Genomic DNA, 14,211 nt, shown 5'->3' on the forward strand with positions numbered 1-14,211 from the left:
CCTACCGCTTCGCTGAAATGGCGCGCGGCGGGCTGGAACCCGCGCCGGGTTGGTGCGCCACGCCCATCGGCGGCGCGGGGTAGGGGCGGTTATGGTCATCGACGCTGTGCATGTAATACGCATGCGCGCCGGGAAAGCCGACCATGCGCCAGCCGGCATAGTCGTGGTTGCCAAGGTACATCGGGTCGGCAAAGTATCCTTGGTTGGTCAGGTTCAGCAGTTCATTGAAGAAGGTGGCAGTCGGAATGTCATCGGTCAGCATGTCATCGCGTTCCGACAAGTCCTGCATGGCTGTCAGCCGCCCTTCGACATCCAGATCGCTCAGGGATGGCGCGTTCGTTGACAGCGTCTCGATCGCGCGGCGGAACAGCATTTGCGGCGGAAAGGCAAGCTGGTACCCCTGATCAGGCGTGCCCAAATCGTGCGGACCCTGCATGTAGAGCCGTGCGCCCCGCCCGTAGTCGGTGGCCAGCTGGAAGTCGATGAAGTCCACGACCCCCGCTTGCGTCGCGCTGGGATAATCGTCTTCGGGGATAAGGGTGTCGCAGGCTGCCGCCAGCCAGCGCGCTTCTACGTCGCGCAGGTATGACCACGGACGGTCATCAAGTTGCGCAAAGGCGTGCTTGACCCCGCCCAGTTGAAACAGCGCCGCGCTGACGCCGCTGGCCCCGATCTGCCGCAGCACGGCCCGGCGCGAATAGCCACTGGTCCGGCCCGAATAGGTGTCTTGCATCCGCCTTCTCCGTTCATGTGCCCTACGAACCAATGGGAGATCAGCCAAAAGGTTCCAATATTGTGCAATTATTGTGCAATTTTTTTTGAACGCGACAGCGCACGCCCAATGGATATTTCAGCTCCCCCGGCGGTTGGTCGCAATTTTTCGCCATGGGGCATTCTGTCGTCGGGGTCGGCCACGACCTTGCATGTGTTGTGGGCGCGCTGACGCGGCTGCCGGTCACCCTTGGGTCAGGCCGCGCCATCGTCCTCGGCGTCACCGTGTTTTTTGACCGCGTGTTCGGCCAGCCCGATCAGCCGGATGACGATCAGTGCCAGCCCCGTGCTCAGGACCGCGAGCGGCCAGAAGCCAAAGCCTGCGCCCAGCCCCAGCGCTGCGGCCAGCCAAAGGCTGGCACCCGTCGTCAGCCCCTGAACCTTGCCGCCCGAGAAGATGATCATCCCCGCAGCCAGGAAGGCGACGCCGCCGGTCACGGCTTCCAGCAGGCGCAACGGGTCCATCGCCAGCGATTGCGAAGAGCTTTCCATGGTGGCCATCACCTCCAGCATGATGAGGCAATAGGCCGCTGACGCCAGCCCGACCAGCATGTGCGTGCGCAAGCCCGCCGGTCTGTGCCGGGTTTCGCGCTCAAACCCGATCAGGCCGCTGAAGATCACCGCACCCAGCAGACGCACGATGATCGTTTCCCACCCCAGGCCGGTGCTGTTGATGAATTCGTCGAAAAGAACATCCATGCTGCCTACTCCGGTTATTGTTCGGTTTTATTGCGGTATCAGGCAGGCGTCCCTGCTGGGCAAATGTTGCTGTGCCGCGGTTGAAGATTGCGGCGGCGGCCACAAGGGCGTGGGCTGGTGCACTTAACGGACGATTTTCCGATCAGTGATCCGGCGCATCTTTGGCCAAGCGTGACTTGTTTTCAGGGCGATGTGCTTCGGGGTCATGCTTGCGCGCTTCGGTCCGCTTTTTGCTGACAAGCGCGAAGACAATGACTGCGATCATCGTGAACAGGGACAAAAACCCCAGGAAATAGCCGGTTTCCATTTCAATCTCCTTTTTTGTGACGTTCGCGGGACCAACGTCCCGCACCGCGATGGGTTCCTGCACGCTTCTGGCCTGCCGATGTGATGCTTTGTGCGGACGGAACCAAAGTCTGGTTCAAGCGTTTGAAGGGCACACATATTTGCGCCTTATGGCGCGTTCAGAAAAATGGAGGCCCTTTTTATGAGCCATTCAGAAAACGACGTCGACAAGCAAGTAAAGCGCCACAAGGCACCTCTGCTGGGATTTGCCGCGATTCTGGCTGCTGTCGCCGTGCTTCTGGTCTGGTGGCTGGGCCAAGAGATTGAGGCACCCGATGCGCCGCTCCAGACGCCAGCGGAGGTTGAAAGCAGTTCCGCCGCCCCAAGCAGTCCGACGCCGCAGAGCGGTACGCTGTCGGACAGCCAGTTGATCGAGCCCGGGGAAACAGCGACAACAGTGCAGACTCCCGTACAACAATAGGCAGGGATCTGGGCGGCATGGCCGCAAAGGGCAGACTTCCCTCGCGCATGCCTGATCGCGCTCAGAGGTGTGCATATGCTTGTCCAGCCATTCCTGCGCGCCAGTTGAACTGCCGCGCGCCTGGCTGAGTGGCGGCGCAATCGGGTATGTCTGGCCGCTTTTCCCAATGCTTGGCATCGGGGATCCTCACCCGCGTCTGCAGGTGTCGCATCGTTGTCTTTTGAGGGCAAAGCCCTTGCTTGGCGAAAAGCATGGCAGCGGGCATTGCACTGATCCTCCTGAAGATCACCGTCCGCATGCAGGGTAATTCGGTACAAGGCGCGGCATCAACGGAAGTGTGGTGTCGGTTGCGCATGCCGGACTTGCCCTGATGCAGGGCCGACGGAACCCAACCAGTCACGCGGGGGTGCCGGGATGCACCCTTGCCGCCGGAGCGATTGTCCCAATGATCGAGTATATTTCAACCCATGCGCAGGCCCTGAACGTTTTGTTCAACGGCACCATGGTGCTGATCTGGACGCTGTACTTTCAGGTGTTTCTGGTCAACCACCTGCGGCAGGGCCGCAACATGATCCACATCGACCTCGGCGCAGCGCAGGGCGCGCGGTCGCGCTGTCTGGTGACGAACCTCAGTTCAAATGCCGTCTATGTGCAGGCGATCATCGCCGACCTGTCGAGCAACGGCGCAACCTCGCGAACGCGCATCACCGACCGGGAAGAAATCCCTCTGGATGAAACGAAAGATCCGTTGGCGCGGACCAACCGTGGCACGTTGCACACGGGCCAGACCGTGGACATCGGCTCGCTGGAGGATCTGGTCAGCCGCGCCCAGATCCGGCTACACGAGCATTGGTCCGCCGACAGCATTGATACCGTGACAATCACTGTCGTGGCGATTTCAGGGCAGATCGACCGGATCGTCGCCGCCAGCAAGTCGTTCGATTCTGAGCATCTGGATGACGGGGGAAGCGTGTTCACGGCAAAGAACATCCTGACCCATCAGATCCGACCCCGGCAGACCCGTGAAGAATTCAGTCAGATGCTGCGCGATCAGAAGTTTGGGTAGGCGGAACCAGACCAGAGCCGGGCGAGAAACCGGAAATATCGACCCTGTGCTCCATACCGTCATGTCCGGTTGACACATGCCCCACCGTTCAGCCTTCCAACGTCCTGGGCGTGGGGGCGTTTCCCGAGTTTCTCGGAACGGTCCGTCCGGTTTCCCCTTGTGGCAGGGGCAACCGGGAACCATCTATCTGCCAGAACGTTGTAGGTCCACGTTAGCGCCTTAGGGGCGTAGTGTGGACGGGCGTCGCGGTATTTATGCTGCTCGCCCGCTTTCATATGGTCAACCGTCGAAAGGATGCTGTCATGCCAGCGCAATCGAAAGCCCAGCAAAAGGCCGCAGGTGCCGCACTTGCCGCTAAACGCGACGAAAGCGAGGTCAGCGCGCTTCAAGGGGCGTCGCGGGAGATGTATGACAGCATGACCGAGGCCGAACTTGAAGACCTTGCTGCGACGCCGCGCAAGCAACTTCCCGATCGGAAAGACGAGGGCGACAGCTGATTTTCCGGCTGTGACGGCTGCCGTTGTGTACGATCATTGCCTGTCATCCCGCAAATCCACGATGCATGCGAGAGGGGACAGTCCCCTTCTTGAAATTGAAGTGAAATATGACCGACACCGACGATAACAAGATCATCCACCTTTACGACCGGCTTTATGAGGCCAGCGAACAGGACACCATCAAGGTGCAAGATGTGGTTTCGGCCATCGGTACGCGCAGCATGATCCCTTTCATGCTGGTGCCTGCGTTTGTTGCCGCGACGCCGCTGTCGGGTATTCCCGGCCTTTCCTCCGTCTGCGGTCTCATGATCGCGCTTGTTGCCTTCAGGATGCTGCTGAACTACGACACTATGGCGCTGCCGGGATGGATCGAACAAAAAACCGTACCGGGGTATAAACTGAAGTCAGCGCTCGAAAAATCCCGCCCGGTGGTGCAGTGGATTGATCGTCATTCACATCAACGCTGGGCGCGGTTGTTTCGCAGGCCGGTGATCTGGGTGCCGCAGACGCTGTGCCTGATGACGGGGCTGCTTATGCCTTTTTTGGAGATTATCCCCTTCACCGGCTCGGTCGCGGCGACTGCGGTCTGCCTGCTGGCCCTGTCAATGATGGTCCGCGACGGTCTGTTCTTCCTGATCGCTTTGCTGCCCTATGCGGCGCTTATCGGTCTGTTTGTCACGCAAGTGATGTGACGCGGCGCGTGGGCTGGCCTGTACGTTGACCCGCGGTATGCCCGTGCGGGGGCTTGCGTGGCCCGCAGTATGTATTTTCGGGAACGATGACGCGATCTGAAACATTGTCCTTGTAACGCAACCAATCGGAGCAAGACAATGACGGACAATACCCATAACGAAGCCCGCATCGTAACCGAAAACCCCGGCGCGCTGAACGAATCCGGGCGGTTGATCGCCTCTGACCGGGTAGAGGGCACCAAGGTCTACAATCCTGAGGGCGAACATGTTGGGAGCATTCAGAACTTCATGGTCGACAAACTGAACGGCAAGGTCTCCTACGCCGTCATGTCCTTTGGTGGCTTTCTCGGCATTGGTGAACGCTACCACCCCTTGCCTTGGGACGCGCTGACGTTCGACCCTGAACTTGGCGGCTACCGTGTGAGTGTGACGCGCGCACAACTCGAAGACGCGCCAAGTTTCGCTCAGGATGAGGATCCTTGGGTCGACCCCGAATATGGTCGCAACGTTTATGCGTTTTACGGAATGCCGTTCTATTCCTGAATGCCGCGTATTGAACGGGGGGGCCGTCTTGGCTGCCCCGTGTTGGCAAGGCGGCGATCCGGTGCCCTCGATTGTCGTGCCCCGCTGGTTCGGTGTGTGGCGCGACAAGGCTGCCGGGGCGAAGCATCAGCCACCACTGGCCAGTCTTCGTTCAGGGTTCTGTCGACACGGTGAGACGCCGAAGCGGGCTTTCCGTGTGTCTTTCCCGCTGGTAAATTCGGCTTCTCTCGCGATCCACCGAGGCGAAATTGCCGTGCGCGGATCCGTCGGAATACCCGTCGTGCGTTTACCCCCGTGACATTTCCGCTGTTTTAGTTAACACTATCAATGCCTGCATCGCGGGTGGCTTCTCCAGGGGCCTCTTTCCTGGCAACGCAGACACGTGTTTCCCGTACCGCGCTTCGCCGCTGTGTGCATTGGTGGTTATCCCGTCGACCGAACTGCAAACTGTGAAACAATACGGCCGCAGGATGATCCGACCCCGGGAAAGTGGGTATTGCCAACCCGGGGCACCCATTGCCCCGGAATTGAAGTGATCGTGACGGCAGACGCGCCGGGTACGCAGATGTTAAACAGCTTCTTCACAAGGGTGGCCGAAAGCCACATCAAGACTGGGCACCTCTACCTGACATTTCCCGATGGCTCTGCAGCCTCGGTCGGTGACGGCACGGGCGGGCGCGTCGCGATTCGCATCACCGACAGCCGAACGGTCCGACGGATGTGCATCAACCCCGAACTGGCATTGGGGGAGGCGTTCATGGAAGGCACCCTGATCGTGGATGCGGGATCGATTTACGACTTCCTGGAACTGCTTTTCCGCAATACCAGCGTGACCCGCCTCAACGGGGTGCCGAGGCTGCTCCGCGCTGCTTTCGGCGCGTTCAACCGGCTGACTGGCTACAATTCGGTCGCGCGGTCCAAATCCAACGTGGCGCATCACTACGACCTGAACGGCGAATTGTACCGGCTGTTTCTGGACAGCGACAGCCAGTACTCCTGCGGCTATTTCGAGGATGCGCGGGCCTCGCTCGAAGCGGCACAGTTGGCGAAGAAACGGCATCTGGCGGCGAAGATGGCTCTGCTGCCGGGACAGCGCGTGCTCGACATCGGGTCAGGCTGGGGCGGGCTGGGCCTGTATCTGGCGGCGCATTTCGACGCGCAGGTCGATGGGGTGACGCTGTCGCAAGAGCAATTCGGTGTATCCAATGCCCGCGCCCGCGCCGCCGGGCTGAATGGAAACGTCAGCTTCGACCTGAAAGACTACCGAGACATTACGCAGCGCTACGACCGTATCGTGTCGGTCGGTATGTTCGAGCATGTCGGGCGTCGGTCCTACGCAGAGTTCTTCGCCAAGGTGCATGACCTTCTGACCGAGGATGGGGTGATGCTGTTGCACTACATCGGCCAGACCGGGCAGCCCTCGCACACCAATCCGTGGATCCTGAAATACATCTTCCCCGGCGGCCATATGCCCGCCCTGTCCGAGGTTCTGCCCGTGATCGAGCGTCATGGGTTGGTCGTCACCGATCTGGAAGTGCTGCGCCTGCATTATGCAGAGACATTGCGCGACTGGCGGCAGAACTTCATGGCGCGGCGGGATGAGGCCGTGGTCCTCTATGATGAGAGGTTTGCTCGGATGTGGGAATTCTACCTCGCCGCGTCTGAAACCGCCTTCCGCCATCAAGGGTTGGTTGTGCATCAGATCCAGTTGGCGCGGCGGCAGGACGCGGTGCCCCTGACCCGCGACTATATCGGACAGGCCGAGGCGCGGCTTCGGGACAGTGAGGTGTCGCAGCGTGCCGTCGGAACGGATGATGTGCCTGCGGGGGAGGCCAAGCAGATGGCGTGACCCGCGCGAGACGCAGGTCGGCAGCGATCATCCGCAGGACATCAGACGACAAAAGCCACCTGCCCTTGGCCAGCATTTCGAGCCTGCCCGCCACTTTTTGTCCCGCCACTTTTTGTCCCGTCACTTTTTGTGTATCGCTCTACCGGGGCACACGACATTGCGCGGGCTATCCCGGGGTTCTGCACAATCTTGCGGCCATATACAGCCGCACACGGCATAGGGGTTATTCGTCGCCCCGACTTCGCGTGCTACGCCGAACTTCAGCCCTCATCTTCGTGGAGATGTGCGAAGTGCTGGTGTTCGCTTAACCCAACGATCTTGGCGTAATCGGCATAAGTGGCTGGGGGCAGGGCGGCTGGGTGCTGGTTTTGCCGCAGGTCCAACAGGGCGGCCCTTGCCCCTGCAATCGCGCCGAAGAGCGCCGTCACCGCATAAAGCGCTACGGAAAAGCCCATATCGTCCAGTTCCGAAAGTGTCAGCGATGCCGCATCGGTACCGTCAACCAGGCTGACAACCTTCGGCCCCTCCAGGCCACGCGCGATTCCCTCAACTTCTGCCCGGGTCTTTACCCCATCGACAAACACCAGATCCACCCCGGTGCCGCGATAGGCGTGGGCGCGGTCCAGTGCGGCGGCCAGCCCTTCGGGTTGCAGCGCGTCGGTGCGTCCGATCAGCAGCGTGTCGGTCTGCATCTCATCGCGCGCGGCGACGGCGGCGCGCAGCCGTCCGACCGCCTGTGCGCGGCTGACCAGCCGCACGCCCGCCAGCTGCCCGCAGCGTTTGGGGGTTTCCTGATCCTCCAGATGCAGCGCCGCCACCCCGGCCTGCGCGTATTCTTGCACGGTGCGCCGGACGTTCAGTGGCCCACCATAGCCGGTATCGGCATCGGCGATCACAGGCAGATCACAGGCGCGGACGAAGGCGCGGGCCTGCTCTGCCATTTCGGACTGGGTCATCAGGCCGAGGTCCGGCGTGCCCAGCCGTGACGCGGTGACCCCCAGCCCTGTCATATACACCGCCCCGAACCCTGCATCGGCCACCAGCCGCGCGCTCAGCGCGTCGGCCGCACCCGGGCATGCCAGGATGCCCCCGCGCGACAGCCGCGCCCGCAGCCGCGCGGCGCCGTCCAGCAAGCCGTTCTGCCTCATCGTTGGCCCTCCACCATTGTGATGTTTCCGCCCAGATGCCCATCGGCCAGTGCGCGGCTGTAGACGGTTTCGGTGCGCGCGATATGACAGCGCAATAGCGTGTCGAAATCATCCATCCGCCCTTCCGGCAACAGCGATGTCATCATCTTGTGTTCCTGAAAAGACTCGGCCCGCCGCGCGGCATAGGGGGCCGTGATGTTGGCGCGCAGCGCCGCGATCCGCCCGGTAACAAGGGCATTGGCATCGCGCAGGTAAGAGTTGCCGCAATGGTCGAAGGCGGCATTGTGGAACCTTGTATCAAGGCGGCCGTACGCATCTGCATCGTCGCCGTCCAGCGCACTTTGCATCTTTGCCACGATCGACGACAATTCCGCCAGATAGGCATCGCGCGCCACGTGCAGTGCGACGCGCACGCCCTGTGTCTCGATGATTTCGCGGTATGTGCAGATCGCTTTGATGTCGTCGGGCGAGGTCTCGAATACGAAGGTGCCGCGTTTGGGCCGCACCACCACCAGCCCCTCATGCGTCAGCAGCGCCATTGCATCCCGGATCGGCGTGCGCGAGACGCCCAGCATCTCGACCACGCGATCTTCCGAGATCTTCTCGCCCAGACGGAAGGTGCCCGACAGGATGGCATCGCGGATCTGGTCCGCAGCGGTTTCGGCCAGCGATTTGGCGGGGATGATGCGGGTCAGCGCCATGATGTGACTGCCCGGCGTCGCTGGCGCAACCACAAGATGGCGGGCGTGACCCAGACCACCAGAACCAGCAGCGCCAGCCCGGCGGCAATCGGCCGCTCCACAAAGCCCAGGATGCTCGCGTCGGCCTTGATCAGCGATGTGACAAAATTGCGTTCCACCAAAAGCCCCATCACGATACCCAGAATTGCCGGTGCAACCGGAAATCCGTTTTCTTCCATCAGATACGCAAAGGTACCCAGAACCAGCATGATGACAATACCCGTTGCGGAAGAGTCGATGGAATACGATCCCACGATACAAAATGCCAGGATCAATGGCGCGAGTGTCAGCTTCGGCACGCGCAACACCTGCGATGCCAGCGCGACAGCCAGAAGGCCCAGCGGAACGATCAGCAGGTTGGCGATCAGAAACACCAGGAAGATCGCCATGATCGTATCACCCGAGGTCAGGAAGACCATCGGCCCGGGATTCAGCCCTTTGATATACAGGACGCCGATGACGATTGCGGTGATGCTGTCGCCCGGAATACCGAACACCATCGCCGGGACATAGGCGCCCGAAAGGGCCGAATTATTCGCCGCGCAGGCCTCCACCAGCCCGGTTTCGCTGCCCTTGCCGTATTCCTCGGGTGTCTTCGAGAACCGCTTGGAAACGGCGTAGGAAATCCACGATCCGATGTCGGATCCCGCGCCGGGCAGGATGCCGATGATTGTGCCCACGGTAGACCCGCGCAGCAGGTTCAGCTTTGATCGCCAAAGAAACGCACCCACACCTTTGAACATTCCCAGCGGGTTGCCCACCGGGGCCACCGGCGCGGTGATTTCGCGGTTGACGAAGGTACGGATAAGTTCGGGGATTGCGAACATGCCGATCAGGGCGGGCACGAAGGCAACCCCACCCAGCAATGAGGTCATGCCGAAGGTGAAACGCGGATAGCCGGAAGTTGTCTCCATCCCGATGCTGGCGATCAACAGGCCGAACAGCAGCGACATCAGCGATTTCAGGATCGACCCTGTGCCCAGCATCACCGCTGCCGACAGGCCCAGCAGCGCCAGCCAGAAGTACTCGAACGAGGTGAAGTTCAGCGAAATGATCGCCAGTTGTGGCGCGGCGACCATCAAGACCAGCGAGCCGAACACCCCGCCGATGGCTGATGCGCTGACCGCAATGCCCAGCGCGCGGGCGACACGGCCCTTCTGCGTCAGGGCGCTCAGGTCGTTGATATAGGCGGCCGATGCGGCGGTGCCGGGGATGCGGACCAGGGCTGCGGGAATGTCAGAGGCAAAAATCGCCATCGCGGCCGTGGTCACGATGGCGGCAATCGCAGGCACCGGGTCCATGAAAAACGTGATCGGTACCAGCAGCGCGGTCGCCATGGTGGCCGACAGGCCTGGCACGGCGCCAACGAAGAGGCCGAAGGCCGCACACGCCAGAATGACCCCAGCCATGTGCCAGGTCAGGACCAGTGGCAGTGCATCGGCAATATTGGCCAGCATCAGAAAATTCCCTTCAGGACACCCGCCGGAATGGGAACCTGCAACAGCCGCGACATCACAAGATGCACTGTGACGACGAAGCCGATTGCCAGCGCGATATACGCCGGGTGCCGCTTGCCTGATGTCACGAACAATGCGACCAGCAGCAGGCTTCCACCCAGCGGAAAGCCGACGGTCTCGAACGTTGCGGCCAGCAGCGCCGTTCCGGCCACCACAACGATGACGCTGGCGATCCGGTCTGGTCGGCGCCAGTGCGGCGAAATCTGCGCCAGCGCGCCGCCGCTCAGGAGTCCCTGCACACCGATACCGATGCCGCCCAGCACGCACAGGCTGCCCAGAACCACGGGAAAGGTGCCCGGGCCGATGGGCTGCCCGGTCAGGCGGGGAAAGCCGCTGGCGGTCCAGACGACCCACAGACCGCAGATGATCAGCATGGCGCCAATGATGCTGTCGTGGAATTTCATGCCGTCAGCCTCCCCCTTCTATCCGGTCTGAAGATGCACGGTCTGCCCGGCGCAGGCTATATCCCTGCGCCGGGCGGGTCGTGCTATTGCGCCGACAGACCGACGGCGCGCAACGTGTCGCCCAGTGCGGCATCCGAGTTGCGCATGAAGGCTTCGAAATCAGCGCCGGTCGTCCATTGCATCGCGTAGCCCCGGCCGCTCATGAAGCTGGTGTATTCTGGGTCTTGCAACACCTCGCCCAGAACCGAAGTGATTTGTTCTGCGACGTCGGGCGCCAGACCTGCGGGGGCGACCAGCCCGCGCCAGGATCCCAGCGCGAATTCATGCCCGGAGGCTTCGGTGAAGGTCGGCACATCGGGGGCGATGTCCAGCCGGGCATCCGAGAACACGGCCAGGGGACGGATCAGTCCGGCCTCCATCAGGGCGGCGGCTTCGGGCAGCGATGCGGTCGCTACCTCGACACCACCGGCGGCCAGATCCTGCAACCCGGGGGCGGCACCCTCGGACGGGACCCAAGCCACCCGCCCGGCAGGCATTCCCGCCGCCATCAGCATGCCCGCCAGTGCCAGATGGTTCACCCCACCCTGTGCCGAACCCGAGGCCTTGAATTCGCGGTCCGGCGCAGCCTCCAACGCGGCCAAGAGCGATCCGATGTCAGTGTGATCGCTGCGGGTGTTCACGAACACCGCCGCAGGGTCTGAATTGTAAAGCCCAAGCGGCGTGTAGGCGGTATGGTCCAGGTCGGTCAGCCCAAGGTTGTGCATTGTGCCGATTTCCAGCGTCGCGACACCGATGGTCTGGCCGTCCGGCGCTGCGCTGGCGATGGCGGCATGGCCGATGACCCCGGACCCACCAGTGCGGTTTTCCACCGCGACAGGCACGCCGATGCGTTCTTCCAGCAGCGCGCCGATCATCCGGGCAGTTGCGTCGGTACCGCCACCTGCGCCCCAGGGCACGATCAGCGTTACCCGACCATCGGGCCAGTCTTGCGCCACGGCGGGCGCTGCAACGGTGCTGAGCAGGGCGGCGAAACCCGCAATCATCTTACGTTTTGTGAGTAGCATCTTAGTCTCCTCCTTCGGGTAAATGCCTGTGCAAGCTCTCCTCCGGCACGGGCGGGCGATCAGGGTGATCCGTCGAAAATCTTGGTGGGGTTCATGAGGTCCTGCGGGTCCAGCGCGGCCTTCATGTGGCGCATCAGGTCCATTTCGGCAGGTCCCCGGCTGAGCGGCAGGTAGGGTTTTTTCAGCGTCCCGATACCGTGTTCGGCCGATACGGTGCCCTTCATTTCGCCGATGATGCCATAGACGATGCGGCTGGCTTCAGGCAGAGGCTGCGGGTCGGCACCGGGGCGCCAGGCCACGACATGCAGGTTGCCGTCGCCGACATGGCCGTAATAGACCGACTGGCAACCGATCTGATCCGCCAGCGCGGCCTTGGCGCGCGCCGCGAAAGCGTCCATCTGGCTGACCGGCAGCCCAACGTCGAAACTAATGTGCGGGCCGATGACCGTCGGGTGTGCGAACTCGGCTGCCGCGTCCCGGGTGGCCCAGAAGGCCCCGATATCGCCCAGGCTTTGCGCAACGGCACCGTCTTGTACGAGGTCTTTTTCCATCAGGTCTTCCAGCAGGCTTTCAAACCGCGCGCCGTCGATGACATGATCGAGGCCCTGCATCTCGATCAAGATGGCGTGGCTGCCGCCCGCGATCTCAACCGGCGCGCGCACGCCGGGCACCCGTGTCGTGGCCTGAAGCCAGTAGTCGGACCACATGACCTCGAACGCGGACAACAGCGGCCCCAGCCGCTGCCGCGCTGCGGCCAGCACGGCCAGCACCGCGTCATAGTCACGTGCGACGCACAGTGCCGCGCTGGTGCAGCCGGGCTGCGGATAGAGGCGCAGCACGGCCCGAGTCACCACGCCCAGCGTGCCTTCGGCGCCGATGAAAAGTTGCTTCAGGTCGTATCCGGCGTTGTTCTTGATCATCTTGTTGAGCATGGGCAGCACAGTCCCATCGGGCAGAACAACCTCCAGGCCCAGCACCAGATCGCGCGTCATGCCATAGCGGATGACGCGGTTCCCCCCGGCATTGGTCGCGATATTGCCGCCGATGGTGCACGACCCCCGTGCCCCCAGATCCAGCGGAAAGAACAGGCCCTGTTCCGCCGCCGCTTTCTGGATGGTTTCGAGCGGGGTACCGGCGAGGACCGTCATGGTCATGCCGTGGGGATCAATCGCTTCGACCCCCGACATGCGTTCCAGCGACAGCGCCACGCCGCCGTCAAGCGGGCGGGCCCCGCCACAAAGGCCAGTCATTCCGCCCTGCGGTGTGACCTGAATACCTTGTGCATGGCAATGGCGCAGGATCGCAACAACCTCGCTGGTCGAAGCGGGACGCAGCACGGCAAGCGGGTCGGCGGGGGGCAGAAAGCTCCAGTCCGTGCGGTTGCGCGCGGGCATGTCCGCCCCTTGCAGGCAGCCCGCAGGCCCCAGCACGCCGCGCAGTTCTGCCAGAAGATCCGCTTTCGTTGCCAAAGGCGCCATGATGTCCTCCCCCACCTTGTATGTTACATACATCAAGCTGAGGTACCTCACAACCTGTTTGTGAGGTTTTGGGAAGCGGCCCGACCGGATGGCGTCAGACGGCGTCAGACGGCGTGGCCCCTCCCCAAAGGGGCGGCAAGTGTCAGGCGCCGGTCACGCTGAGCGTGCGGGGCATTTCGCCCTGCGCCACCACATTTGGCGTCGCGACATCTGACATGAAGGGCACGACCGAAAAATCAGCCTGCGTGGCGATGACGGCCGTGTTGGGGGGCACTTCGGTCCAGCTGCCGCCGTCGCTGTCCAGCGGTTCAGACACGATCAACGTGCCTTCTGCCGATCGCTGGTAATACATCGACGGCGCAAAGGCATCCGAGGCATAGCGCGCCGCATAAAGGGTATGACCGTCTGACCAGCAGGACGTGAAGCGCATGCCGGGGGTGGCGCCGATCTCTGCCGCCATTCCTTCCAGCTGACGGACGGCGTGTGCCATTGCGTCCAGCGGGGACGCGTCCAGCCCCAGCCCCAGCGCGGTCAGGAACACCGCCTCGCTGTCGGTGGCGCCGTAGCGGTGCGCGTAGATGTCTTCATCTATGCCCATCTCTGCGCGACGGCGCAGCTTGCCAAAACCGCCGACCATGCCGTTGTGCATGAAGGACCAGCGGCCAACGGCGAAAGGATGGCAGTTGTTGTAGCTGGTCGCACTGCCGGTTGAGGCGCGGACATGCGCCAAAAACACGGGCGCCGCGATCTGGCGCGCGATCTGCAAGAGATTGGGGTCGGACCATGCCGGGCGCGTATCCTTGTAGATGCCGGGTTCGGGCCGCGCGCCATACCATGCGACACCGACGCCATCGGCATTGATGGCGGTTTTGCAGCAATGCGCGTCCCGGCTCTGGTGGATCAGCGAATGCTCGGGGCGGCTGATGAGGTCTTCCATGAAAACCGGCTTGCCGAGCCACGCAACCCATCTGCACATG

At 62.4% G+C, this 14,211-nt stretch carries 16 protein-coding genes; 6 read left to right on the top strand and 10 right to left on the bottom strand.

From position 1 onward, the window contains the following. Position 1: 1 nt before the first annotated feature. From H9529_RS14700 to H9529_RS14710, 3 genes are all read right to left on the bottom strand, one after another. The gene (locus H9529_RS14700; RefSeq protein ID WP_092886422.1) at positions 2 to 733 is read right to left on the bottom strand and encodes a gluconate 2-dehydrogenase subunit 3 family protein; all 732 of its coding nucleotides are present in this window, start codon (positions 731 to 733) and stop codon (positions 2 to 4) included. 233 nt (positions 734 to 966) lie between these two features. Continuing rightward, positions 967 to 1,470: an MgtC/SapB family protein gene (locus H9529_RS14705; RefSeq protein ID WP_092886423.1), complete on the bottom strand. Its 504-nt coding sequence runs from the start codon at positions 1,468 to 1,470 to the stop codon at positions 967 to 969. 142 nt (positions 1,471 to 1,612) lie between these two features. Then, positions 1,613 to 1,777 (bottom strand): hypothetical protein, encoded by a 165-nt coding sequence (locus tag H9529_RS14710; RefSeq protein WP_176846915.1) that lies wholly within the window; start codon positions 1,775 to 1,777, stop codon positions 1,613 to 1,615. A gap of 180 nt (positions 1,778 to 1,957) precedes the next feature. Here H9529_RS14710 and H9529_RS14715 point away from each other — a divergent pair, with 180 nt between their 5' ends. The 6 genes from H9529_RS14715 (at position 1,958) to H9529_RS14740 (ending at position 6,883) form a co-directional block, all read left to right on the top strand. Next, positions 1,958 to 2,236, top strand: coding sequence for a hypothetical protein (locus tag H9529_RS14715; RefSeq protein ID WP_092886425.1), 279 nt, complete (start codon positions 1,958 to 1,960; stop codon positions 2,234 to 2,236). Between the two features lie 445 nt (positions 2,237 to 2,681). Then, complete coding sequence (locus tag H9529_RS14720; RefSeq protein ID WP_092886427.1) at positions 2,682 to 3,302, top strand: hypothetical protein; 621 nt, start codon at positions 2,682 to 2,684, stop codon at positions 3,300 to 3,302. A gap of 302 nt (positions 3,303 to 3,604) precedes the next feature. After that, positions 3,605 to 3,799: a DUF3008 family protein gene (locus H9529_RS14725; protein WP_092886429.1), complete on the top strand. Its 195-nt coding sequence runs from the start codon at positions 3,605 to 3,607 to the stop codon at positions 3,797 to 3,799. A gap of 107 nt (positions 3,800 to 3,906) precedes the next feature. After that, positions 3,907 to 4,491 (top strand): exopolysaccharide biosynthesis protein, encoded by a 585-nt coding sequence (locus H9529_RS14730; RefSeq protein ID WP_092886431.1) that lies wholly within the window; start codon positions 3,907 to 3,909, stop codon positions 4,489 to 4,491. A gap of 138 nt (positions 4,492 to 4,629) precedes the next feature. After that, entirely contained in the window at positions 4,630 to 5,034 is a 405-nt protein-coding gene (locus H9529_RS14735) for a PRC-barrel domain-containing protein (RefSeq protein ID WP_092886433.1), read from the top strand. A gap of 565 nt (positions 5,035 to 5,599) precedes the next feature. After that, positions 5,600 to 6,883, top strand: a complete 1,284-nt coding sequence (locus H9529_RS14740; RefSeq protein ID WP_092887059.1) for an SAM-dependent methyltransferase — start codon at positions 5,600 to 5,602, stop codon at positions 6,881 to 6,883. Positions 6,884 to 7,143: 260 nt separating this feature from the next. On the opposite strand, the gene H9529_RS14745 is transcribed toward H9529_RS14740, so the two are convergent. The 7 genes from H9529_RS14745 to H9529_RS14775 form a co-directional block, all read right to left on the bottom strand. After that, positions 7,144 to 8,031 carry an isocitrate lyase/PEP mutase family protein gene (locus H9529_RS14745; RefSeq protein WP_092886435.1) on the bottom strand — a complete coding sequence of 296 codons (888 nt, stop codon included), beginning with the start codon at positions 8,029 to 8,031 and terminating at the stop codon, positions 7,144 to 7,146. Then, a complete protein-coding gene (locus tag H9529_RS14750; protein WP_092886437.1) occupies positions 8,028 to 8,732 on the bottom strand; it encodes a GntR family transcriptional regulator in 705 nt (234 codons plus the stop codon). Before H9529_RS14750 ends, H9529_RS14745 begins: the two co-directional genes overlap by 4 nt. After that, positions 8,723 to 10,228 carry a tripartite tricarboxylate transporter permease gene (locus H9529_RS14755; protein WP_092886439.1) on the bottom strand — a complete coding sequence of 502 codons (1,506 nt, stop codon included), beginning with the start codon at positions 10,226 to 10,228 and terminating at the stop codon, positions 8,723 to 8,725. The genes H9529_RS14750 and H9529_RS14755 overlap by 10 nt, the downstream gene beginning before the upstream one ends. Continuing rightward, positions 10,228 to 10,692, bottom strand: a complete 465-nt coding sequence (locus tag H9529_RS14760) for a tripartite tricarboxylate transporter TctB family protein (protein WP_092886441.1) — start codon at positions 10,690 to 10,692, stop codon at positions 10,228 to 10,230. Before H9529_RS14760 ends, H9529_RS14755 begins: the two co-directional genes overlap by 1 nt. Positions 10,693 to 10,775: 83 nt before the next feature. Then, the gene (locus H9529_RS14765) at positions 10,776 to 11,756 is read right to left on the bottom strand and encodes a Bug family tripartite tricarboxylate transporter substrate binding protein (RefSeq protein ID WP_092886443.1); all 981 of its coding nucleotides are present in this window, start codon (positions 11,754 to 11,756) and stop codon (positions 10,776 to 10,778) included. 59 nt (positions 11,757 to 11,815) lie between these two features. After that, a complete protein-coding gene (locus H9529_RS14770) occupies positions 11,816 to 13,234 on the bottom strand; it encodes an FAD-binding oxidoreductase (protein ID WP_092887062.1) in 1,419 nt (472 codons plus the stop codon). Between the two features lie 142 nt (positions 13,235 to 13,376). Beyond that, on the bottom strand, positions 13,377 to 14,210 hold the full coding sequence (locus tag H9529_RS14775) for a class II glutamine amidotransferase (protein ID WP_092886445.1): 834 nt from the start codon (positions 14,208 to 14,210) through the stop codon (positions 13,377 to 13,379). Between the last annotated feature and the right edge of the window lies 1 nt (position 14,211).

Origin of the sequence: Roseicitreum antarcticum (genome assembly GCF_014681765.1) — a bacterium.
Lineage (GTDB): Bacteria > Pseudomonadota > Alphaproteobacteria > Rhodobacterales > Rhodobacteraceae > Roseicitreum > Roseicitreum antarcticum.